Raw genomic sequence first — 22,274 nt, 5'->3', positions numbered from 1 at the left:
AAATAAAGTGGTTCAAGGCTGAAGTTAGCAACAGCCTTAATAAACGCTATACATTTTACGTTAAGCTAGTGATCCAGCCTAATATTGCATTTAAACAACCAATCCCTGCAAATACAGCTAAAAAAGCAAGAAAGTAAGTAGCGTTGAACGGATCTTTAAAGTCTTTATCATCTGACATTGGTACAACCTTTTATTAAGCACGGCAAATAAGGCTGCCATAATAGACGATGTAAAATCATCAATAAAGACCTTAGCCTTGATTTTTTGTCACAATCACTCCACGTTCAACCATAGCATTAAGAGTAACCAGTGCACCTTGAGCAATTTGCTCTGCATTAAATTGTGGTGCATGAGCTAATACCTGTTGGCAGACGTTGTCAAATGTCGCGCCTTCGCTTGCCTCTATGATTGACAATAGCAAAGCTGTCATCGCATTCGTAGCTAAAAATTGAACGTCGTCATTTTCGTCTCTATATACAACAAAATAATTAGGCTGAAGTGATGGCTCTTTTGGTTTAAAGCGATTGCTAATATTTTGAACCGGAAATTGATAACTTAAATTTCTTGCCGTTTTCGATAAATATAAAGCTGAACTAGTGAGCGCTGTTGTTTGTAATTTTTTCTCTTGCTCATCTTCGTGTGCAATGGATACATCTAGCTCTACCCATTCATAATGGGCAAGCTCAAGCATAAACACGGGATCGTATTTTTTCATTTTATAATCACTTGATAAGTAATTAATAAACTCCCCTGCTATGTCTAAAAAGTACGGCGAATGACAATCATATTCGCTAAAAAACTGGCGTACGAGGGCTTGCCATTGCTTCTGGGTATATAACGTTTTTAATACCGGAAAACCTGATGATAGAAAACCTTCAATGTTATTAAAAAATAGGTCGCGATAAATAGCCATACGCCTGTCTTCGATACCGCTGGGCTTTTTATTTTTTTGAGGCTCGCGAATATGCGCCATAAATTCGTTTTGTATTTCAATGAAGCTCATAACTAGGCACTCTTTTAATGTTGATAAAGGCTTATATTAAGCTCGTTGTTTTGAAACAGTTGAATCAAAGTGTTTAGCTTGTAGATCATGAATTATATCTAACTCTTTGGTTAAAACATTCATGGTAGGAATATTAAAATCGCGCTCAAGCAAGGTTGGAAATACGCCATGCACTTCGTATGCTTTATCGAGTAGCTCCCAAACAGGATCAATCACATCAGCGCCATGTGTATCAACAATTAAGTCATCAGCCTCATTATAATGGCCTGCAATATGCCCATAGGCTATACGATTAGAAGGTAACCCAGTTAAAAATGCTTGCGCGTTATAGCAATGATTTATCGAATTAACATAAATGTTATTCACATCAAGTAAAAGCTTGCAGTCAGCTTGCTCTAAAATAATATTCGTAAATTCAAGCTCTGATAATTGCTGTCCAGGAGCACCATAATAGGAAACATTTTCTATCGCAATTTGCTGCTCTAGTATGTCTTGAACTTGTTTAATGCGAGGTACAACATGTGCTATGGCATCTTGTGTAAATGGAATGGGCATTAAGTCATACATATGCCCTGTACCGGAGCAGTAACTTAAGTGCTCACTAAAAATTTTTATATTGTGCTCTTCAAAAAACACTTTTAAAGACTTAACAAATTCAACATCAAGAGGTTCGGGAGAACCGATAGACAGTGATAATCCATGACACACAAAATTATTAGCATCGGTTAATGTTTTAAATTGCTTTTTAAAGCGTCCACCCAGTTTTAACCAGTTCTCTGGCGCAACTTCTAAAAAGTCTACTTGATTAGGTACATGCTCAAGCAGCTCATCAAGCATTTCTCGTCGTAGGCCAAGGCCCACCATCCCAAGATCTTTACTTTGAGTTTGTATCATAACTACCTCTAACTTAACAAAAAAGGGCCTTAGGGCCCTTTTAGCATAACTTATTTAGAATAAGATATTAACGGCCACCACATTTACCTTCGCCGCACTTACCTTCTTTTTTAGTTTTTTTAGCGTCGCCGCCACATTTACCTTCACCACATTTGCCTTCTGTTTTAGCTTTTGCGTCTTTTGCATCGCCGCCACACTTACCTTCACCGCATTTACCTTCTTTTTTACCTTTTGCATCGCCGCCACATTTGCCTTCGCCGCATTTGCCTTCTTTTTTATCTTTTGCGTCGCCACCACATTTGCCTTCGCCGCATTTACCTTCTTTTTTATCTTTTGCGTCACCGCCACATTTGCCTTCACCGCACTTACCTTCTGCAGCATCTAATTGGTAACCTGTTACTAGTTGTTGAAACTCAAATGGGTTAGCTTGTACATCTGCAGATACAAAACTTGCAGAGCCAACTACTACTGCACCTAAAGTTAACGCGATTGTATTTTTTTTAACTGTATTCATTTTATGACTCTCTTTAATCAAGGATTGTAAATCTCAGCAATAAAAATGTATTTTTAAATTGCTTGTATGCTTAAGTAGACCCGTACAAAAATAAAAACTTTCATTTATTTTCATAATATTTACTTTTGCAATTTATACATCAAATATGGGCGGTAATTACAGATTTATCAATGTGTGATTTACAGGTAAACTATGCCTCCAGTTTTTTATCAAAATTAATCTCTTTATGAAACTTGTTTTAGCACCTATGGAAGGTGTCGTTGATTTTAAAATGCGCCAATTACTCACAGACATTGGTGGGTTCGATTTGTGCGTTACAGAGTTTGTAAGAGTGGTTGAAACATGCTTACCTGACAAAGTTTTTCATCGATTTTGCCCTGAACTACATAATAATGGATTTACACGAGCAGGTACTCCTGTGCGTGTTCAATTACTCGGTCAAGAAGCAAATCCGTTAGCCGAAAATGCAATAAGAGCAATCGCATTAGGGTCCCATGGGGTCGACCTAAATTTTGGTTGCCCAGCAAAAACAGTTAATCGTAGCCGAGGGGGGGCTGTACTGCTTAAAGACCCTGACCATATGTATACGATTATTAAAGCAGTCCGAGATGCTGTAGATGATAAACATGAAGTAAGTGCAAAAATTCGCTTAGGCTTTGATGATGACAGTAACAGCCAAGAAATTGTCGATGCTGTGGTAAGTGCAGGTGCAAATAGTGTAGCTATTCACGCCAGAACCAAACGAGATGGTTATAACCCGCCAGCTTATTGGGAAAAAATTCCACCAATAATAAAAGGTAAGAATATTGCCGTTGTTGCCAATGGTGAAATTTGGCAAGTAGAGGACGCAATGCTTTGTCAAAAACGAAGTGGGTGCACTGATTTAATGCTTGGTCGTGGCGCCCTTTCGCACCCTGATTTAGCAAAAAAAATTAAAGCTCATGTAAATAATGAGCAATATGATAGCCTTGAGTGGGAGCATATTATTTATCACTTAATTCACTCAGCTATTCATCAAGACCCCGCGAAGGATGAAAAATACTTTGCTTCACGTACTAAACAATGGCTTGGTTATCTAAAACGCCAGTACCCGCAAGCTATCGATTTGTTTGATGAAATCAGACGTTTAAAAAGTAAAGAAGATGTGGCGAGCGTATTAAATAAATATGCCAAAGCACCTCAACTTGATTCAAATCATAACGACTAACTTAAAGACTCTAGATAATATCAGAATAACGTAAAGCCCATTTAATAAGGTTGTACTGATAATGCATCATCAAAAAAGACTTAACGATGAAATAGCACAAGTTAAATTAAATATATTAACCATGCTTTCTAAATCAGCTTACCCTGCACATCACCATTTAATACAAATTTTAGCTGATACAGCAAATAGTGAATGGTTAGACTGCGCAGCAGAGAAGTTAGGCCCTGAGTATGCACTTTTAATCAGTCGCATGACCAAACTAGAAGCCGCACTAAGTCAAATAGAAATTGGCCAGTATGGCTACTGCTGTGATTGTGAAGAAAAAATATCAGCTAAGTCACTTGAACTAGACCCCGCAACTCAACGGTGTACAAAGTGCGCACAATAAGCGCACTTTCAAATCATTATATAATGTGTTGTATAAAGCTAAATGATTGCCCTGGGTAGAGAATTATATCTTCAACCAAGTACTGGGCCTCTTCTGGACTCATTTGTAGGCGCTTTATAAGGTTTACCTTTGCTTGAGGCAAAGTCCACGCATGGTAGTGAATACCTATATCTGATTCCATCATCGCAAGCATCAATGTTTTATCTTTATGAGACATATCCATAGCGATCGCCATTGCAGGTAAGTCTTGATAGTTAGCCTGCCAATCTAAGCCTTCTATTAATTTTTCATCAGATAAATACTGAACTAAAAACGATTTTTGGTGAGAAGTTGGCAGCTTACTGTCGAATGCAACACGATCTAATACTTTTATTTTTTCGTTTAAAAGAGTAACCCATTCTAACGGTGAATGTACTTCGCCACTAAAGTAATTAAGTTTGCTCTGATACCACTGAGTGCCATTTGGCAGACCTCTTAGACCCACACTTCCTCTTGGCTTATAACTAGCTAAATAATCGATAAAAGCTCTTATATGGCTTTTAAGCGCTGGTTGAACATCGTTACTTGCTATCGCACTTAATACATAGCTTTGTAACAATGTAAGTTCAATCTTGTTCAGCTTTAAATTGCTTTGTTGAGCACTGTCTAGGGTATCTTGGGTTAACTTGAGCCAAGTAATAACATTATCCGGTGTGTTTTTTGAGCCTTCAAAAGCGAGCATGTTTTCTAAAACATTTACTTGGGCTGGCCAATTAAAGTAGCGTTCAGGGAAACGCTCTGCAATTACCAAATAGTTTACTTGCGCAATTTGATTTAGATTAAGCTCCATACCCATTAGGCTCTGATAAATAGTATGGCGTTTTGTTAAGTAAGCATCAGAGAAAACCAATTGATCTTTTTCAATGTTATTGCCTTTAGTAGCACCTGTTTGTACAAGCGCCATGTTTAAAGCTTTTAAAGCGACTTGTGCGTCCTCAAACGACTCATAAGGTTGAGGCTGCTTTGAACATGCAGCTAAAAATAGGCACAGTAGTGATGATAAAAAGAGCTTTTTATACATAGTAGTTCCAATAAAAAAAGCCCCAGAGGGGCTTTTTACAAGTTGCTTAAGCTAATTAAAATTAAATTTTAACACCGTTGCGAGCGGCTTTATCTTTAATATATGTAGACCAACCTTTTGCAAACTTACGTGTGCGAGGGTCATCCATAGCTTTAGTAATTGCAGCATATGCTTGCTTATACTTACCTTGGTAGTAATACGCTTCAGCTAAATCTGAATAAATTGTGCCTTTTTTGTCAGAGCCAAGCTCTAATGCTTTGTTCAAGCGAACAATAGCAGCACTGAATTTTTCAGATTGTAAAAGTAATGAACCTGCTTTGCGGTAAAGCTCAGCGTCGTCATCAAATTTAGCAGCATCTTCGTAGTACTTAGCAGCTTTTTCTAAATCTTTAGAACGATGGTAATTACTCGCAATCGCGCTAACATTCTGCTTTGTACGTTCTACTTTTTCACTCTTAATGGCCTTTTCTAGCGTTACAGCTGCTTTATAAGGGATCTCATTTAGAGAGTAAAAGTTAGATAAGACTTTATACTCAACTTCATTTTCAAAGTAACCATTCTTGTATGCAACTTCCATAGTTGCTAAACCTTTAGAATAATCTTCAGTTTGTAGGTAATACTTACCTAAGCTAACCCAAGCTTTTTTATCATCAGGCCATACACGAACAATTTCTTCGCCAATTTTAACCATGTTTGCATAATCTTTAAGCTCAAAGTATGCGCCAAGTTTTAATTGGTAAGGGCCTTTGTTAGGCTCTTTTTGAAGTTTTATTGCCTTATCTGCTGGTTCAAAAACATCACGGTATTGCTCTAACTGATAGTTAGCTTGAGCAATACGTGTATAAACCGTAGGGTCCTCTTCACCGGTAAAGTCCATCCAAGCTACATATGCTTTTTTAGCTTCTTGGAACTTTTCTGTACCAGCGTATAAGTCACCTAACAACTTAAGAGTTTGTTCTTGATCAGCAAAGTTTAAAACATCAGGTGCAACGGCTTGCTTAGAGTACTTGATCGCTTCGTCATACTTTTCTTTTTGAGCGTACATGCTACCTAAGTAACGATTTACGGTCGCTTTATCAAAGTCATTCGAAGGCTCGATTTCTCTAAGCAAAACAATTGCTTCATCAACTTTTTCTTCGTTGTACAAATCAAATGCTTTAATTACTTTTTTACCAGTACGCTCGCCCATGATTTTAGTTTTTGCTTTTTTACGCTCTTCAATCTTTGCGTAATCCGGCGCTGCTAAAACAGATGCACTTAAAGTAGCACCCGACACAGACATAAGAATTGCAAGAGCAGTTACTTTAGAAAAATTTCTCATTACTCGCCTCCTTAGTTGCCTTGGTTAAGTTTAAAGTCTAATTGAACTTGTAAACCTGGTTGTTTCTGTGGTTTTCCGTCAATGATCTTAGGACGGTACTTCCACTTACGCAGTGCACGTTTAGCTTCACGGTCAAAGATACGTTTCGGTTCTGCGTCAATTACTTCAACGTCAGTTACTCCACCTAACTCATCAATTGTGAATGAAAGTTGAACCCAACCTTCTTTACCATCACGTGCTGCTTGCGTTGGATATTTTGGTTCTATACGAACGATAGGTGTCGCATCACCATCTCGTCCAAATGCACCAGGACCACTTAGTCCACCTGCCGAACTACCAACATCAATGCTTCCCATATTAAATGACATAGCACCAGGATTTGGATTATTATTTTCCGGCTGTGGCGGCTGCGGTTTAGGCGGCTGCTTTGGCGGTGGCGGAGGAGGAGGCGGTACACGCTTCCTCTCCTGCACCTTAGATTCAGGCGGATTCGTCATTATTTCGACTATGATCTGCTCTTTTTGTTCCGTATTACGGTCAGCCCCACCAGAGATGAGGAATGCCATGAAGTAGAACAAGCCGAAAGTAACTGCCCCACCTGCAATCAGTGAAAACAGAAAACGAATCATTACTGATCTCCAGCTATTGAAATTCTCAGGTTATCACCCGTCGCTTTAATCTGGTCCATAACTTTAACCACTACGCCATGTTTTGCTTCTTTATCAGCTTGCAAAATTACAACTTCAGTAGGTTGTTCTGCTAATAAACTTTCGATTTTTGCTGAAATACGTTCAACATCAACCTGCTGTTTATCAATCCAGATCTCGCCGTTACTACGAATAGCAATAAAAATGTTAGCATTTTTTTGCTTAGTAGCTTGAGCCGCTTTAGGTTTATTGACCTCGATACCAGCCTCTTTAACGAACGATGTAGTTACGATAAAGAAAATAAGCATGATAAATACGATGTCAAGCATTGGCGTCATATCAACCGCTGCTTCTTCTTCTTCACGAAAACGTTGTTTACGTGCCATATTTAATTCTCTCTCTAGTGATGAGGCATACTATCAATAAGTTTGGCTTTCACCATTTTAGCTTTTGTCTCAAGACGTGAGCTAAAAAATACTCCAGATAGTGCCGCAACCATTCCAGCCATTGTTGGGATTGTTGCCATTGAAATACCTGATGCCATTAAACGTGCGTTACCCGTACCCTGGTTGGCCATGGTTTCAAAAACCGAGATCATACCAGTAACAGTACCAAGTAAGCCTATTAAAGGACAAACAGCTACTAATGTCTTAATCAACAACATACGCTGATCTAATTTTTCAGACGCTTCAGAAATCCATGCTTCACGGATTCTGTGTGCGTACCAAGACGTAGTGTCTTGGCGGGCATCCCACTTTGCTACAATTTCTTTCGCTGTGCGAGGAAATTCTGCAAGTAGGAACCAATAGCGCTCAATCATTAAAACCCACATAAGAAAGAGTGCTATCGCGACCACGTATAAAACCTGGCCGCCTGTGCCAACAAAATCCCTGATAGATTCCCATATCTCCATCAGGACTAGCATTAGGCTTTCTCCTTCTCCGCGTGAGTAGCAACGATACCCGCGCTTTGCTCATCAAGGATGTGTAATACCGACTTACTACGACCAGCTACAAGAGCATGAAGTAGAATTAGTGGTAATGCAGCAATTAGACCTAGCGCTGTAGTTACAAGTGCTAGAGAGATGTTACCTGCCATGATCTTCGGATCACCCGTACCGAACAATGTGATTGTTTGGAACGTTAAGATCATACCGATTACTGTACCTAGTAGACCTAGTAACGGTGCGATTGCAGCAAGAATCTTAATTATATTGATACCAGCTTCAATGCGTGGCGTTTCACGTAGAATCGCTTCATCAAGTTTAAGCTCAAGGTTTTCAACATCTTGGTTCTTGTTGTCATGGTACACTTTAAGAATACGACCCAGTGGGTTATTTGTATTCGGTGTAGCAACATTTTTAAGCTGGCTCTTAATCTTACTAGTAGTAAGTGTAAGGTCAACAAAGCGGATTAGAGTAATTAGCATACCTAGGCCAAGTAAAGCCGTGATGATATAACCAACTACGCCACCTTGATGGAAGTATTCCATAAGGGTCGCTTTTTGAGTGTTGATACGTAAGATAGCACCACGAGTCGGATCTATGTAAACACCAGCGTAGTTATCTGGTGATGTATTTTCTAGAGCCGTGATACCGTCTAAGATATAACCGTCTGGTTGCTTACCTAGAGGCTGGATAGACTTAGTCTCTGGTGAATAAATTAAGTAACCATCGTCTGTAACTAAGTTAAAGTTACCGATACGTGTTACTTTTTTCATTGACGGGTTACCGTCAAGACCAGCAACTTCAGTTTCAAAAGTTGAAACTTTAGCTGATTCTGTCATTTCAGTTTGAAGTGAAATCCAAAGTTCTTCAAGTTCGCGAACTGTAGGAAGTTCTTTAGCAGCTGCTAACGAACGTAAGATTTCAGCACGACCTGGTTTTTCAGCACTAACTAGTGACGCTTCGATAGAACCGATAGCATCTTGAGCTGCACGACGTACAACACCAAACATCTCACCTAAAGTACCTTGGGCACTTTGAAGAGCTGCTTCTTTTTCAGCTAGCGTATTTTCGTTTTGTGCATATTGCTTAGCTAAGCTTTCACCACGAGACTTCTCAGAAGCAAGTTGGCTTTTAGCTTTGTTAAGTAATGCTTGCTTGTCAGCACGTTCTGATAAGAACTCTTGCTCACGTTGCTTATTGATTTTACCTTCAGAGATACGCTCTTGCTTTACTTGCTCAAGAATTTTATCTAGAGCTCCAGTATTTGCATGTGCATTAAGCGCGGTACCTGCAGAAACAGTTAGTACTGCTGCAACAGCAAAACCTTTAAATAGTTTCTTCATTATTGATTACTCCGCGCCAAAGATAGGTAGTTTAACAAGTTCTAATGTCGCTTGCTTACGCGCCATACGAATAACTTCTTTAACAGGTTTTAGGTATTCTTCGCCTAATGCTTTCCACTGTTTAGTGTTGTTATCCCACACCCAAGCATGTTTCAAGTCAAAAGACTGAGCAACGTAAGTGATACGACCTAACTGACCGATATCAACGTTAATGCTTTTACCATCAACTTCTAGAGTACCTTGTGAAGCAGATACAAGAGAGCTGTATGCTGTTTCAATAGTGTAAGCTTCAAGTACTTGACGGAATTTTTCAGACGTCGTTACAGACGCAGAAACCATGATCTCACGTAGTCTTTCAACACGTCCTAAACGCGTTTCAAGATTAAATGGAACGTCCGCTTTGATGAATTGCTCAAGCGTATCGATCATGCGATACATCAAAGGCACAACGTTTTGTTTAGTGTTATCAATAGTCGCGATTTGACGATCAAACGATTCAATTGAAGCGTTTTGGCTATCAACCAAGCGCGACACGTGATCGTTATACACTTTCATAAGTTCAGTCTCATCAACAACGCTACGGTACTCAGCGATTAGCTCCTGAGTTTGACCATATACATTGTCAATTTTAGTTTGAGACTTAACAGCAGCCTTTTGAATTTGTTGACCTGCTTTTTGCACGTCATTCAAAGGATCTGCAATCACATTGCTGCTTGCAAATGCAAATGCGCCAACCAACGCAGTTGCTACAAGACTCTTTCTGATTTTAACAGACATAGTTCCCAACCAATTAAGTAATGTTACTTTTATAATTTAATTATCCTCCGAGGAGAACAACCCTGATATCTTTTAATAGATATCAACCTTCCAATAATGCTAAATGCAATTAGCGCTGTCAACTTGATGTTTACTAATCTCAGTAAATAAATAGCTAAGTTAATGCTTAAACGAAAGTACCAGCCCACAACAGTTAACATTATTGCAACGAAGCTTTTTCTTAATATTTCTATTAAAGCCTTTTAAGGGGTGTATTTATTCGCATTGCACTGACATAAAACAACATTATTGCAACATTTAGCTAAAGCTGAATTAGCACTGAAAAAAAACTAAAAAAAATATAAATTGATATAACAAAAGTTATTTTTTACACGATTTTATCGTGTTTTATCGCCTCAGTTACACTTCATCTGAAAAAACAAACCATTTGTCGCACAAAAAAACAACACTGGATAATATTTAATATCGGATACTCACGCTTTATATACGTTACTTTTAAAACTATTTTAAAACGTGTTTTTCCATAAATAGTAATAATAAACTCAACAATGCATTTCTTTTAGCAGCATAAAAGCTTTTGATAATTAAACAGGTTATATTTACCGCTTTAAAGTATTCTTTAATACTATTTTAACGTTAAGGTTAATTCAGTGATTAAGTTAATCATGAAGAGTTATCCTACTTTATTAGTAATACACTATAAATGAAGCTTTACGTTCACATAATAAAGTAATAGAAGCACCTATAAGCCCTTATCAATGAGTAGCCTTCGTCAGACAGAGTAAGCTTAAAACAGAATTTGCATGGATGGATATTGAGCATCGATTTTATTTAAGCTGGTATCAGGCCCATTGAATAAATTCTTATGAATGGTTTTTAAAAGTATTAGAGGATTGTTTTGTCCGTTAGATTATTAGTTGTTTAGCTTTGCAAAGATAGAATGTTTGAGTAGTTTTTTAAGTTTAAAAAAAGGAGAATTTGAGGTATTAAAATAAATAGATTTAAGGAAGGGGAATTATGGTGAAACAGAAACCTGCTTCACCAAGATGAACTAGAGTTCACATAATAAATTATGCTGCTTCTACGTTCTCAGCTTCAGGGCCTTTTTGACCTTGTTTGATGCTGAATGTCACTGCTTGACCTTCGCTAAGAGTGCGAAAACCAGAACCAGTGATTGCGCTGAAATGTACAAACACGTCAGGACCATTTTCTTGTTCAATGAAACCAAAGCCTTTAGCTTCGTTGAAAAACTTTACTTTACCAGTAACCGACATACTAAATTTTCCTGTAAGTCAATAATTAAAATTCAGCCATATTATTATGGCAATATCCTCCCTGAGTCAATGCTCAAAAATATGGAGGTACAGTACAGGAACAAGTAATAACCTAACCGGTAACCTTAAACGCAGCACAATATCCGTAAATTCAATACATAAAAACTCAAAGCAAGGTAAGATTAACACATTATATTTTTTTTCGCTCTATTAATTAGGAATTATTTCTTAAAAATATAAATTTGTTTTAAATCGCCTTTAACTGACTAATTTACAAGCAAAAACTATAAGTATTATTGTAATATTTATTGCTGTAAGCGAGATCAAAAGCCACCTACAACCACCCTGTCGTCGAATTACGCTTCAATAATATCAAAAGCACAAACAAAAAAGCCGCATTAAAAATTAAGCGGCTTTAGATTTAAATATATTATTGGTTATTCGACAGACCAATCCATTGTATTTTCAGCCTTTATAGGCACAACTTCAGAGTCGCCCAATGTATAACTTGCAGGTACTTTCCACGGCTTTCTTTGTAATGTAATTGTATCTGTATTACGCGGCAATTCGTAAAAATCAGGGCCAAAGTGGCTTGCAAACCCTTCAAGCATGTCCAAAGCTCCTGCATCCTCAAATGCTTCAGCATATAATTCAATAGCGGCATGAGCCGTGTATGCACCAGCACACCCACAAGCTGCTTCTTTTTTATCTTTATAATGTGGTGCAGAGTCAGTTCCTAAGAAGAATTTTTTATTTCCACTTATTGCTGCAGCCATTAATGCTTGCTGGTGAATGTTACGCTTGAGAATTGGCAAACAGTAATAATGTGGGCGAATTCCACCCGCTAACATATGATTGCGGTTATAAAGCAAGTGATGCGCTGTAATTGTTGCCGCTACATTGCTAGGTGCATTAACTACAAACTCTACTGCATCTTTAGTCGTAATATGCTCGAGTACGATTTTAAGCTCAGGAAAGTCATTTACTACATCTCCTAAAATTGTATCCAGAAATACTTTTTCACGGTCAAAAATATCAATCGACGAATCTGTCACTTCCCCATGCACTAACAGCAACATGCCTACTTCTTGCATTGCTTTTAAAGCTGGATAAATATTTTTTACTGATGTAACACCCGAGTCAGAATTAGTGGTAGCGCCAGCAGGGTAAAGCTTAGCTGCTACTATTTTACCTGTCGCTTTAGCTTTTATTATTTCATCTGGTGTAGTTTTATCCGTGAGATACAAAACCATTAATGGCTCAAAGTTGCCTTGTGGATTTGCAGACATAATGCGTTCTCTGTACGACAATGCCGTATCTGTGCACGTTGCTGGCGGAACAAGGTTTGGCATAACAATAGCGCGGCCCATGTATCTGCTAATATCGCGTACAGTGTCTTTTAACTGGTCACCATCACGTAAATGTACATGCCAGTCATCAGGGCGAGTGATAGTAAGGGTTGTTACAGAGTTTGTATTATTACTTGTCATTACTTTGTTCCACGGCTGAATTTATCCGATCATAGGCATATGATGTTTTCGAGTAAAGATTTTATTAAAAATAAAGTTTTTATATGGATAAAATTACTGAGGTACTATTTAAAGCACAATGAGCAAATTCAATGTTATTAGCTTATTGTAATGATTTATGATTAATTAAAACTCGCTATATTAAAACTTTACAGTGTATTGAAACCACTCATCGCTTTAATTTGTACAAAAACCCAAGATTAGGTTAACTTAACTGCGAATTTAAAAATAAAAAGAACAATATAAATTGCCTATGTCTTATAAAACCGATGCTACTAGAGCGCTTGAGATAAAAACTGATCAACTAAGTATCATTAATCAATTTTCATCTAGCCTATTGCAACTCGATACATTAGAAGAATTGTTTGAGTATGTTACAACGCACGTTGTAAATCGCTTAGGGTTTGTTGATTGTGTCATATATCTAGCTGACAATAATGCAAATACATTAAACCAAGTTGCATCAATGGGTATTGCACACGCGCGGGACAAATATCAAGCGGAACGTAAAATAATACGTTTTAGTGAAGGTATAACGGGCGCAGTTGCAACGACCGGAAAAGCGGTAATTATTAACGATGTAACGAAAGACAGCCGTTATATCGCTGATGAACGCCCTGCTCAATCAGAACTATGTGTTCCCCTTATATATAAAGAACAAGTTTTAGGTGTTATTGATTGTGAGCACCCAATCAAAGGTTATTTTACCAATGCACACCTTGAAATTCTTACAACAGTTGCTCACTTACTCAGTGCCAAGATTAACCAGGTTAATACAGTAAATAGCTTACAAAAAACAGTTGAGCAACTCAACAATGCACAAAAATTAGAAAACAGCTTATTACAAATAGCTAACCTAACTTACAAAGCGAATGACCTAGATACATTTTTTAAAGCCTTGCATTCAATCATAAATAACTTACTTCGAGCCGATAACTTTTTTATCGCTCTATACGACAAAAAAGTAGATATACTTGACCTCGTTTACATAGTCGAAGAAGGCATAAACACTAAAACTCATCAAAAAATATCTAAAGAACAACTTAAAGATACCGCTTCATATTACCTTCTAAAAACAGAGCAAACCCTATTACTTAACAAAGATGCCTTTCAAAGTCACATTAATAACGGTGATTTTAAAATGGTAGGTCGGCAATCTGAGTCTTGGTTAGGTGTTCCATTTCAAACAAGTGATCGTATAAGCGGGGTTATCGTTGTACAAAGCTACGATAAAACACTGCATTACAACGAACACGATAGTGCTCTTCTAACGTATGTAAGTCGCCAAATAAGTATGGCAATTGATAGGCAATTAGCCCGCCAAGAACTTGAGCACAAAGCATTACATGACGAGCTTACAGGCCTTGCTAACCGCTCACTACTTATTGAACGTATAAAACATGCTATTTTACGTTTAACGCGTGCTAAAAAGAGTACTAGCCATGCCCTGTTGTATCTAGACTTTGACCGTTTTAAAAGTATTAATGATTCGCTCGGGCATGAAGTTGGGGACCACTTCCTTATAAAAATATGCGACTTGATTAAAGGTACAGTACGAAGCACGGATACATTTGCACGTTTAGGCGGCGATGAATTTGCAATTTTTATGGAAAACATCACGCATAAAAACCAAGTTAATGAAGCTTTAAACCGCATTAAAAACGCATTATCAAAACCTTTAAATATAGATAACCACTTACTCCAAGCATCAACGAGTATTGGGGTTGCCTATACAGATAACGTAAACGACGAAGCTTATATATTACTGCAACAAGCCGATGCCGCTATGTATGAAGCTAAGTCAACCGGACGTGGTCAGGTAAAGTTTTTTAATAACACGATGCGTAAAAAACTTAAAACCCATGCCGATATAGAAAACGACTTACAACACGGTATTGAACACAACGAGTTTGAACTTTATTTTCAACCAATTTTCACCATTACTACCAGTGAAGTTATCGGCTTTGAAGCACTTGTTCGTTGGCATCACCCTACAAAAGGGTTTGTACCCCCTAATGACTTTATACCGATAGCTGAAACTACAGGGCAAATTATAAATCTTGATTTACATTTACTTGATTTGGCGGCCCAGCATATTTCAAATTGGCACCAACAAGGCCATCGCTTTTTAAAAGTCACCGTTAATGTATCGTCACGACACTTTGCATGCCTCGATTTTGTAGCGCAAATACATTCCATTTATAATAAGTACCAATTACCTCTTGGTTCTTTATGCTTAGAAATTACCGAATCTGGCTTAATAGAAAATCTAGAACTCGCCACTCAAATAATTGAAGGTCTTTCACCTTTAAAAGTAAAATTATGTCTTGATGATTTTGGAACAGGTTATTCAGCACTAGGCTACTTGCACCAACTGCCTATTCATATTTTAAAAATAGATAAAAGCTTTATTGACCATCTACAGGATTCTACTAACCCACTTGTTGAAGCCATTTTATCACTTGCGCAATCATTAAAACTTGAAGTTGTAGCTGAAGGAATAGAAACAGTTGAGCAATTAACTATTTTGCAATCCACCGCGTGCGACTATGGTCAAGGCTTTTTAAAATCAAAACCTGTCACTGCCAAAGAAGCCATATTACTAATTAATAAACCCTTATAAAAAGAGCCAGCGAGTAGGTCGCTGGCTTAGGTATTACGCATATACTCTCCCATTGAGCTAAACTTAAGCTATAAGGCAAAACGACTCTATTTTTTAAAGCACAATCTAAAGTAAGCATTCAACAAACCTCACCTCATACCGTTATCAGCATGGTTAAAACTCACGCTGAGCTAAAACGCACAGCAATCGTTATATTTAAAATACAACATGAAGCAAACTCATCTAAAACTCATCAAACCAGTTTTCAAATGACTTTTATCATTACTAACTCTAATATTTTCACGATTCATAGCGATAAACTGCAATAAAACGCATAATTTTAGCCATCTAGACGTTGAAACGTTTTTTATATAGGCGTAGTATGTAATTAATCTGAGCTGAACTCACTTTTCCCATGAGAATTTTTAAAGATGATTGGTATTAAACATTTAAAAACCATAGCAACCCTAAAAGAAACAGGATCTTTGGTTAATACTGCACGAGAGTTATTTTTGACACAGTCTGCTTTATCTCATCAAATCAAAGATTTAGAGAATAAATTGGATTGCCAATTATTTGAGCGTAAAACTCAACCAGTCCGCTTTACCCCTCAGGGAATGCTATTACTTGAATTAGCTCACGAAATATTGCCAAAAATGGAAGCGACTAAATGTCGTTTAAAAGAAAGCTTAAACCAGCCTATTTCTCAACTACGTTTGAGCGTGGAATGCCATGCATGTTTTCATTGGTTATTACCTACTATTAAAGAATTTAATAACTTTTGGCCTGATATAAAAATTGATTATGAACGTGGCTTTAGTTACGACGCTATTCCTGACTTACTAAGCGATGAGCTCGATTTAGTTTTAACGTCTGACATACGCGAACCCGACACATTAGAATACGCGCACTTATTTGATTTTAAATTGAAGCTTATTGTGGCACCGGATCATGAACTTGCTAAAAAAGCGTATGTAACAGCGCTTGATTTAAAAAACGAAACTATTATTTCATACCCTATCCCGCGAGAACGCCAAGATATATTTAAGCATTTCATTCAAAATGCACGTTTTGACGGTACATTAAAAACGGTTGACCAAGGATTACTTATTTTTCAACTAGTAAGTGCCGGCATGGGCGTTGCCGCTTTACCTGATTGGCTAGTTACACCTTATGAAAGCCAAGGCTTAATTAAATCAATTCCTTTAGGCGCTCTTGGTCTTACTCGCCCTATGTATTTAGCGATGAAAAAAGACATGAAAGATAACCCTGTTTATCGTCACTTTTTAAATACGTGTAAGCTAAATAACGGTCGATAATCATCAATATAATAAGTAATATCGCTGTAATTAACTCTACAGCGTTTAACTCTTATGTTTGTTATTAAAAAAATGATTGGTGGTTTACTTATGCCACTGCCTCTATTTGGTTTATTTGCGTGCCTGATGCTCCCACTGGCATTTAAAGGCCGCAAATCAGCCCTCTTCTTGTCTACTTTAAGCTTAATTGTATTACTTGCATTGAGCACCCCCTTTATCGCCAATTTAATTATCCAAAATAATGAACCAGCGTCGCTTGCGTTTAATACTCTAAAGCATCCAAAAATAGACAAAATAGTTGTACTAGGTTGCGATATAAACCCAAATTCGGCTTTAAGTTCAAATAATCAATTAGGTAATTGTGCGCTAACGCGCTTAGTCGAAGGTGTAAAACTGGCGAAACACTACCCTAATGCAGAGCTTATCGTTTCAGGCGGGGGTTATAAAAATACCACTAATAGCGGGCTTATGTATCAAACGGCAATTAGTTTAGGCGTTAATAAGAGCCGTATTTTCCAAAATCCAAAAGCAATGGATACAGGTGAAGAAGCTAAATTACTGGCATCAAAATTAGTCGACTTTAAAGTTGCACTAGTAACATCTGTACTGCACATGCCCCGTGCCAAAGACTTATTTAATGCTCAAGGTATTGAAGTCATAACCGCAGCCACTGATTATCATAATTTTGCTGCACTTCCATGGAGCAAGCAGTTTATTCCCAATGCTCATGCCTTACTTGTGGTTACTCAATACAGTCACGAAGTAGTAGGAAATATATGGATAAGTTTGCGCCGCTGGATAGATCCAGAGGCGCTGTAACTTATATAGCCTAATTAAACTGGGTTATCTATGTCTATAAATGTCACATCAAAACCATGCTCTTGAGCAAGTAACTCACCTAGTGCTTTTACACCATAGCGCTCTGTTGCATGATGCCCGGCTGCAAAAAAATCAATGTTTTGCTCACGAGAACTATGAATTGTCTGCTCCGATGCTTCACCCGTTAAGTAAGCATCAATGCCTTGCTCTGCTGCTAAGTCAATATATCCTTGCCCACCACCAGTACACAGTGCAATGGTTTCTATTTTAGCTGAGCGTACTAAGCTTGTGAGCGGGGTTCGATTAAGCACTTTTGCAATTTTATCTGCAAAATCTTCACCACTTAATGGTGTTTTTAAACGCCCTTTCATTGCTACGCTATTTGAAGTTGGCTCTAGCCCTGTTTCAATTTCAATATCTAATAACTTTGCAAGTTGTGCGTTATTGCCAACTGCTGGATGAATATCGAGTGGTAAGTGATAGCCGAATAAATTAATATCGTTTGCTAGTAGTGCGCCTATGCGACGCTTTTTCATACCCGTTATTGGTTGAGATTCCCCTTTCCAAAAAAAACCATGATGAACCAAGATAGCATCTGCTTGTTGCTCAATAGCAGCTTCTATTAAAGCTTGACTTGCGGTTACACCCGTCACAATTTTTTTAATTTCGTTTTTACCTTCGACCTGTAAGCCATTTGGGCAAAAATCTTTTATTAAATGAGGTTTCAAAATGTCATTTAGGAGTTGGTTAAATTCTCTACGTTGCATACAACTTACCTTACTTAGCACTGAATTTTGTGCAAATTTTGGCGTTTATAGGCCTAAAATGGAAGGAAAATCGCAAAAAATTGAAAAACTGTTTTAAAATAGGTATAAATACCTCTTCTTTATCTGTGTTCACAACGTATAGGGTCTCTGATGAGCAAACTAGACAAAACAGAAGTGTTATCTGCCTTTGAAGCAGCGTACGAAACTGCCAATGGTAAAAAACCTGAAATCACAACCAAACCTGGTTGGTACAGCATTGATGGCGGTAAAAATTTACGCCTAGCTGACGTAGCAGAGCTTACTAAAAAATTAAACTCTGGTAAAACAACTAAAACGAAAAAACCAAAAGCAGCTGCTCCTGTTAAAGCACAGAAAAAAGCGCCATTCACTGTTGTTACCGAAAATGAAGAAGGTTACACAGCGGAAGAACTTTGGATTGTAATTTTAGCTCGTAAAGATCATGACTGTCGCTTACCGCGCGGTGTTGTTTAATCAACATTTATGATTTTTAAAAGAAACCGCGTTAAGCGGTTTTTTTATATCCGTTATTTGCCAAAAACATAAAGCTTTATAAGTTGTGTAAGGCTAAAAAAAGCGGCTATGTAGCCGCTTTAAAAAGTTTAAAATAAATTACAGTTCTTCAAAATAAAGTGGTTCGCGTTCTTTTTTACCCACTTCATTCATTGTCTCTGCATTGAATAGTCGACCATTGATCATGGTGTAATCTACTTTATCCGAATCTCGAATATTTTTAAGCGGATCGCCATCTATAACCATTAAATCAGCCAGTTTGCCCACTTCAAGCGAGCCTACGTTTTTATCAAGCCCTAAATACTTAGCCGGATCGAGTGTTGAAGCACGTATTGCCTCAAGCGGTGTCATTCCGCCTTGTGCGAACATCCACATCTCCCAGTGTGCACCTAAGCCTTCACGCTGACCGTGCGCACCTAAGTTAACTAATACACCTAGGTCTTGCAGCTCAGCAGCAACGCGTGCGTTATTAAAGTGATTATAGTGATGATCGGGCGCTTTAATGCGGCGCATAGAGCGTGGTAATAATTGATTTTTTGGCACAAATTTACTTAAACGCGGGTGATTCCACACATCAGTTTTATCGTACCAGTAGTTCTCACCCCAAATGCCACCATAAGCCACTACAAGTGTTGGTGTGTAACCAACATCACTTTGCGACCATAACTGCTTTATATCGTCGTATATGTTCTCTACAGGGATTGAATGCTCAATACCTGTGTGTCCATCTACAATCATACTTAAGTTATGTTGTAATAATGAGCCACCTTCAGGGACAACCATCATTTCAAGTTCACGGCCTGCTTCAATAACTTGTTGGCGCTGCTCTCGGCGTGGCTGGTTATACGATTTAACACTAAACGCCCCTACTTTTTTAAGGCGCTCTAAATGAAATTTAGCATCGTCTAACGAGTCAATATGCGACGTATAACCTGGCATATTTGCGCCATATAAAATAGTACCCGTTGAGAAAATACGCGGGCCAACAATCATGCCTGCCTTTTGCATTTCGCTTGCGGTAAATATTTCAGAGGTATCGTTTGATGGATCGTGAATTGTAGTTACACCCAGCGCTAAACCTGCAAAGTTTTTCCAGTTTTGCTCAGGTATAATTTCACCGCTTGCTTGCGAGCCATGTGCATGAGCATCAACAATACCAGGCATAATTGTTTTGCCTGTTACATCAATAACCTCAGCACCTTTAGGGATGCTTATCTCGCTGGCTGTACCAATTGCTTTGATATGCTTGCCATCGGTGATAATAACACCATTTTCAATAACCTTTTCGCCGTCCATAGTAATAATTTTTGCACCAGTGAGCGCAATCATGCCTTTAGGCTCTGCCATTTTTTTACTGAAACCGATATTATCGCCACTTTTCACTTTAAAGTCGGCATCTTCGGCTTTGTTAATGGCAAACATCCCCTCAAGGCTTGCATGATAAAGCTCAGGCCCTAATGTCCAATAAAGCGTGTTGCTCTTAGCACTCCAGCTAATGTTTTCACCAGCACGTACCGATAACTGCTCTATTGGAAATTGACTGTCTTTAGGCCCAATATTAATTGTTTTACCACTTTGAACAAACGGCGTTACAAATACTTTAAATCGCTCAGCAAAAGCGAGGTATTGCCCATCTGGTGATACTCTAAATTCTGTCGCATGTTCTGACTCGTACAGTTTGCGAACTTTTTTACTTTCAAGCTCAACTACGCTAAGCGTTGGTTTTGGCCAAGGACTCATTATAAAAACGCGATCGTTTGCATCTCCAAATTGTGGTTGATAACCACTTTTTGAAATAAGCTCACTTTTACCGCCTTTTTCGCTTACGCTATAAACCCCCGGATTAAGTGACCACTTAGGGTTTAAAATACTGCCGCCAGTGGCTTTTCGATAAACAACCGTTTTACCATCTGGGCTAAACGTTGGCTCTACGTACTTGCCAGGCTCTTTAGTAACTGTATCACCACGACCACTGCGCGCAGACACAACTCTCACTGACCCTTGTTTGTTATCATCCCATGTGGTGTAAACTATTTTTTTACCATCGCGAGAGTACTGTGGAAATAATTCGTAATGATCAGTTTGCTTTGTTAAACGCTTAATTTTACCCGACTCTAAATCACGTTTATAAATATGTCCAAGCGCTTCAAAAATTGCCGTTTCGCCATCTGGGCTTACTTGCACATTACGCAGCATTTTTACATCAAACTCATCAGTATCTAAGTTTTGTGTAAAGCGCACCGCTTTTTGAATTTTTTTACTTGTTTGCACTTTAAAAGGAATGGTTTTAACAGATTTCTCTGCAACATCTAGCTTGTGAATTGTGCCACCAGCCCAAAATACCAGTTCTTCATTATCGGGTGTCCATGCAATGGTTGGGTATACACCATGAATAGCCCATGTTTCTTGCATATCTCGCTCAAGCTTATCGTAAAGCTTAGTGTGCTCACCGCTGGTTAAGTCATATAAATAAAGACTAGTTTGAAAATCATCACGCTTTATATACGCCAGTTTTTTTCCATCAGGTGACGGTGTAGGCCTAATAGCACCGCCCATCGTATCGATTATGGTTTCAATTTCACCCGTTTCACGGTCGTAGCGCTTAATTTTATAAATGCCCGCTACAGAATCCTTTGAATAATGAAAGGTTTTACCGGGTGTTGCATCATGCGAAAAGTATACATAACGACCATCAGGTGAAAACATTGGCTCACCTAAATCTTTTTGATCGTTCTCGCGTTTTGTAAGCTGTACGCCCTTGCCACCCGCTTTGTGATACAACCACACTTCACCTGCTCCCAATGAGCGGCTAGCTGTAAAGTGTTTACGCGCAACTAAGTAGTCGCCATCAGGACTCCATGCAGGGCTATTTAGTAATCTAAAGGTTTCATCGGTAACAGCGTGTTGGTTTTCGCCATTTAAGTCCATTATCCAAATGTTATCGCCACCACCTTGATCGGAGGTAAACGCAATACTTTTGCCGCTAGGACTAAAACGAGGTTGCATTTGCCATGCAATATCAGAGGTGAGCTTTGTAGCTGTACCACCACTCATTGGCATAGTGTAAATATCGCCAAGTAAGTCAAACACCACGGTTTTACCATCAGGGCTAACATCTATATTCATCCATGTGCCTTGCTCAACGCTAATTGCAGCGTCAACAAATTGCCCCTTAGGTGAATCTACTTGCCATTTTTGTTCGTCTTTTTCGGCGGCATTTACCTGCCCTATCGCTAATGACACCGACAATGCTAATACTGTATGAAGCATTTTTTTCATGCGTTTCTCGCTTGTTATTGTTGCAGTAAAAACTATTTCACATGATTGCAACAA

The 22,274-nt window shown here is 38.3% G+C and carries 21 protein-coding genes; 6 read left to right on the top strand and 15 right to left on the bottom strand.

Annotated elements, in window-relative coordinates:
* Positions 1–55 precede the first annotated feature (55 nt).
* The 4 genes from H5117_RS20700 to H5117_RS13305 form a co-directional block, all read right to left on the bottom strand.
* Positions 56–178 carry a hypothetical protein gene (locus H5117_RS20700; protein WP_002962301.1) on the bottom strand — a complete coding sequence of 41 codons (123 nt, stop codon included), beginning with the start codon at positions 176–178 and terminating at the stop codon, positions 56–58.
* A 72-nt stretch (positions 179–250) separates the two neighbouring features.
* The gene (locus H5117_RS13315; protein WP_182738288.1) at positions 251–1,003 is read right to left on the bottom strand and encodes a DUF2063 domain-containing protein; all 753 of its coding nucleotides are present in this window, start codon (positions 1,001–1,003) and stop codon (positions 251–253) included.
* Positions 1,004–1,039: 36 nt separating this feature from the next.
* A complete protein-coding gene (locus H5117_RS13310) occupies positions 1,040–1,867 on the bottom strand; it encodes a DUF692 domain-containing protein (protein WP_182738351.1) in 828 nt (275 codons plus the stop codon).
* A gap of 97 nt (positions 1,868–1,964) precedes the next feature.
* The gene (locus tag H5117_RS13305; RefSeq protein ID WP_182738286.1) at positions 1,965–2,411 is read right to left on the bottom strand and encodes a hypothetical protein; all 447 of its coding nucleotides are present in this window, start codon (positions 2,409–2,411) and stop codon (positions 1,965–1,967) included.
* Positions 2,412–2,637: 226 nt separating this feature from the next.
* On the opposite strand from H5117_RS13305, the gene H5117_RS13300 reads away from it, so the two are divergent.
* Positions 2,638–3,618, top strand: a complete 981-nt coding sequence (locus H5117_RS13300) for a tRNA-dihydrouridine synthase (protein ID WP_182720083.1) — start codon at positions 2,638–2,640, stop codon at positions 3,616–3,618.
* Between the two features lie 61 nt (positions 3,619–3,679).
* Complete coding sequence (locus H5117_RS13295) at positions 3,680–4,006, top strand: conjugal transfer protein TraR (RefSeq protein WP_182711554.1); 327 nt, start codon at positions 3,680–3,682, stop codon at positions 4,004–4,006.
* Positions 4,007–4,022: 16 nt separating this feature from the next.
* Here the strand turns inward: H5117_RS13295 and H5117_RS13290 are convergent, their stop codons facing one another.
* The 9 genes from H5117_RS13290 to pyrC form a co-directional block, all read right to left on the bottom strand.
* Complete coding sequence (locus tag H5117_RS13290) at positions 4,023–5,066, bottom strand: hypothetical protein (RefSeq protein WP_182738284.1); 1,044 nt, start codon at positions 5,064–5,066, stop codon at positions 4,023–4,025.
* A gap of 61 nt (positions 5,067–5,127) precedes the next feature.
* Positions 5,128–6,387: a lipopolysaccharide assembly protein LapB gene (locus H5117_RS13285; protein ID WP_002961712.1), complete on the bottom strand. Its 1,260-nt coding sequence runs from the start codon at positions 6,385–6,387 to the stop codon at positions 5,128–5,130.
* Positions 6,388–6,398: 11 nt separating this feature from the next.
* Positions 6,399–7,016, bottom strand: a complete 618-nt coding sequence (locus H5117_RS13280) for an energy transducer TonB (RefSeq protein WP_024603667.1) — start codon at positions 7,014–7,016, stop codon at positions 6,399–6,401.
* Positions 7,016–7,420 carry a biopolymer transporter ExbD gene (locus tag H5117_RS13275; RefSeq protein WP_002961710.1) on the bottom strand — a complete coding sequence of 135 codons (405 nt, stop codon included), beginning with the start codon at positions 7,418–7,420 and terminating at the stop codon, positions 7,016–7,018. The genes H5117_RS13280 and H5117_RS13275 overlap by 1 nt, the downstream gene beginning before the upstream one ends.
* Before the next feature lie 14 nt (positions 7,421–7,434).
* Positions 7,435–7,959, bottom strand: a complete 525-nt coding sequence (locus H5117_RS13270; protein WP_002961709.1) for a MotA/TolQ/ExbB proton channel family protein — start codon at positions 7,957–7,959, stop codon at positions 7,435–7,437.
* Positions 7,959–9,323, bottom strand: coding sequence for a MotA/TolQ/ExbB proton channel family protein (locus tag H5117_RS13265; protein ID WP_002961707.1), 1,365 nt, complete (start codon positions 9,321–9,323; stop codon positions 7,959–7,961). Before H5117_RS13265 ends, H5117_RS13270 begins: the two co-directional genes overlap by 1 nt.
* 6 nt (positions 9,324–9,329) lie before the next feature.
* Positions 9,330–10,100: a DUF3450 domain-containing protein gene (locus H5117_RS13260; protein ID WP_165742764.1), complete on the bottom strand. Its 771-nt coding sequence runs from the start codon at positions 10,098–10,100 to the stop codon at positions 9,330–9,332.
* Positions 10,101–11,170: 1,070 nt separating this feature from the next.
* A complete protein-coding gene (locus tag H5117_RS13255) occupies positions 11,171–11,374 on the bottom strand; it encodes a cold-shock protein (protein ID WP_002961702.1) in 204 nt (67 codons plus the stop codon).
* A 437-nt stretch (positions 11,375–11,811) separates the two neighbouring features.
* Positions 11,812–12,864, bottom strand: coding sequence for a dihydroorotase (pyrC, locus tag H5117_RS13250; RefSeq protein WP_182673530.1), 1,053 nt, complete (start codon positions 12,862–12,864; stop codon positions 11,812–11,814).
* Positions 12,865–13,156: 292 nt separating this feature from the next.
* Here pyrC and H5117_RS13245 point away from each other — a divergent pair, with 292 nt between their 5' ends.
* From H5117_RS13245 to H5117_RS13235, 3 genes are all read left to right on the top strand, one after another.
* The gene (locus H5117_RS13245) at positions 13,157–15,526 is read left to right on the top strand and encodes an EAL domain-containing protein (protein ID WP_182738282.1); all 2,370 of its coding nucleotides are present in this window, start codon (positions 13,157–13,159) and stop codon (positions 15,524–15,526) included.
* 410 nt (positions 15,527–15,936) lie between these two features.
* Positions 15,937–16,824: a LysR family transcriptional regulator gene (locus H5117_RS13240; RefSeq protein ID WP_002961689.1), complete on the top strand. Its 888-nt coding sequence runs from the start codon at positions 15,937–15,939 to the stop codon at positions 16,822–16,824.
* 54 nt (positions 16,825–16,878) lie between these two features.
* Positions 16,879–17,643, top strand: a complete 765-nt coding sequence (locus H5117_RS13235) for a YdcF family protein (protein ID WP_182696420.1) — start codon at positions 16,879–16,881, stop codon at positions 17,641–17,643.
* A 14-nt stretch (positions 17,644–17,657) separates the two neighbouring features.
* On the opposite strand, the gene H5117_RS13230 is transcribed toward H5117_RS13235, so the two are convergent.
* Entirely contained in the window at positions 17,658–18,410 is a 753-nt protein-coding gene (locus H5117_RS13230; RefSeq protein WP_182198005.1) for a Nif3-like dinuclear metal center hexameric protein, read from the bottom strand.
* Between the two features lie 150 nt (positions 18,411–18,560).
* Between H5117_RS13230 and H5117_RS13225 the strand changes: the two genes are divergently transcribed.
* On the top strand, positions 18,561–18,902 hold the full coding sequence (locus H5117_RS13225) for a hypothetical protein (protein WP_002961684.1): 342 nt from the start codon (positions 18,561–18,563) through the stop codon (positions 18,900–18,902).
* Positions 18,903–19,040: 138 nt separating this feature from the next.
* On the opposite strand, the gene H5117_RS13220 is transcribed toward H5117_RS13225, so the two are convergent.
* The gene (locus tag H5117_RS13220; protein ID WP_182738280.1) at positions 19,041–22,220 is read right to left on the bottom strand and encodes an amidohydrolase family protein; all 3,180 of its coding nucleotides are present in this window, start codon (positions 22,218–22,220) and stop codon (positions 19,041–19,043) included.
* Positions 22,221–22,274 lie beyond the last annotated feature (54 nt).

It is taken from the genome of Pseudoalteromonas sp. SG45-1 (assembly GCF_014164135.1).
Classification (GTDB): domain Bacteria; phylum Pseudomonadota; class Gammaproteobacteria; order Enterobacterales; family Alteromonadaceae; genus Pseudoalteromonas; species Pseudoalteromonas distincta.
This window is presented reverse-complemented; position numbering and strand designations above follow the sequence as displayed.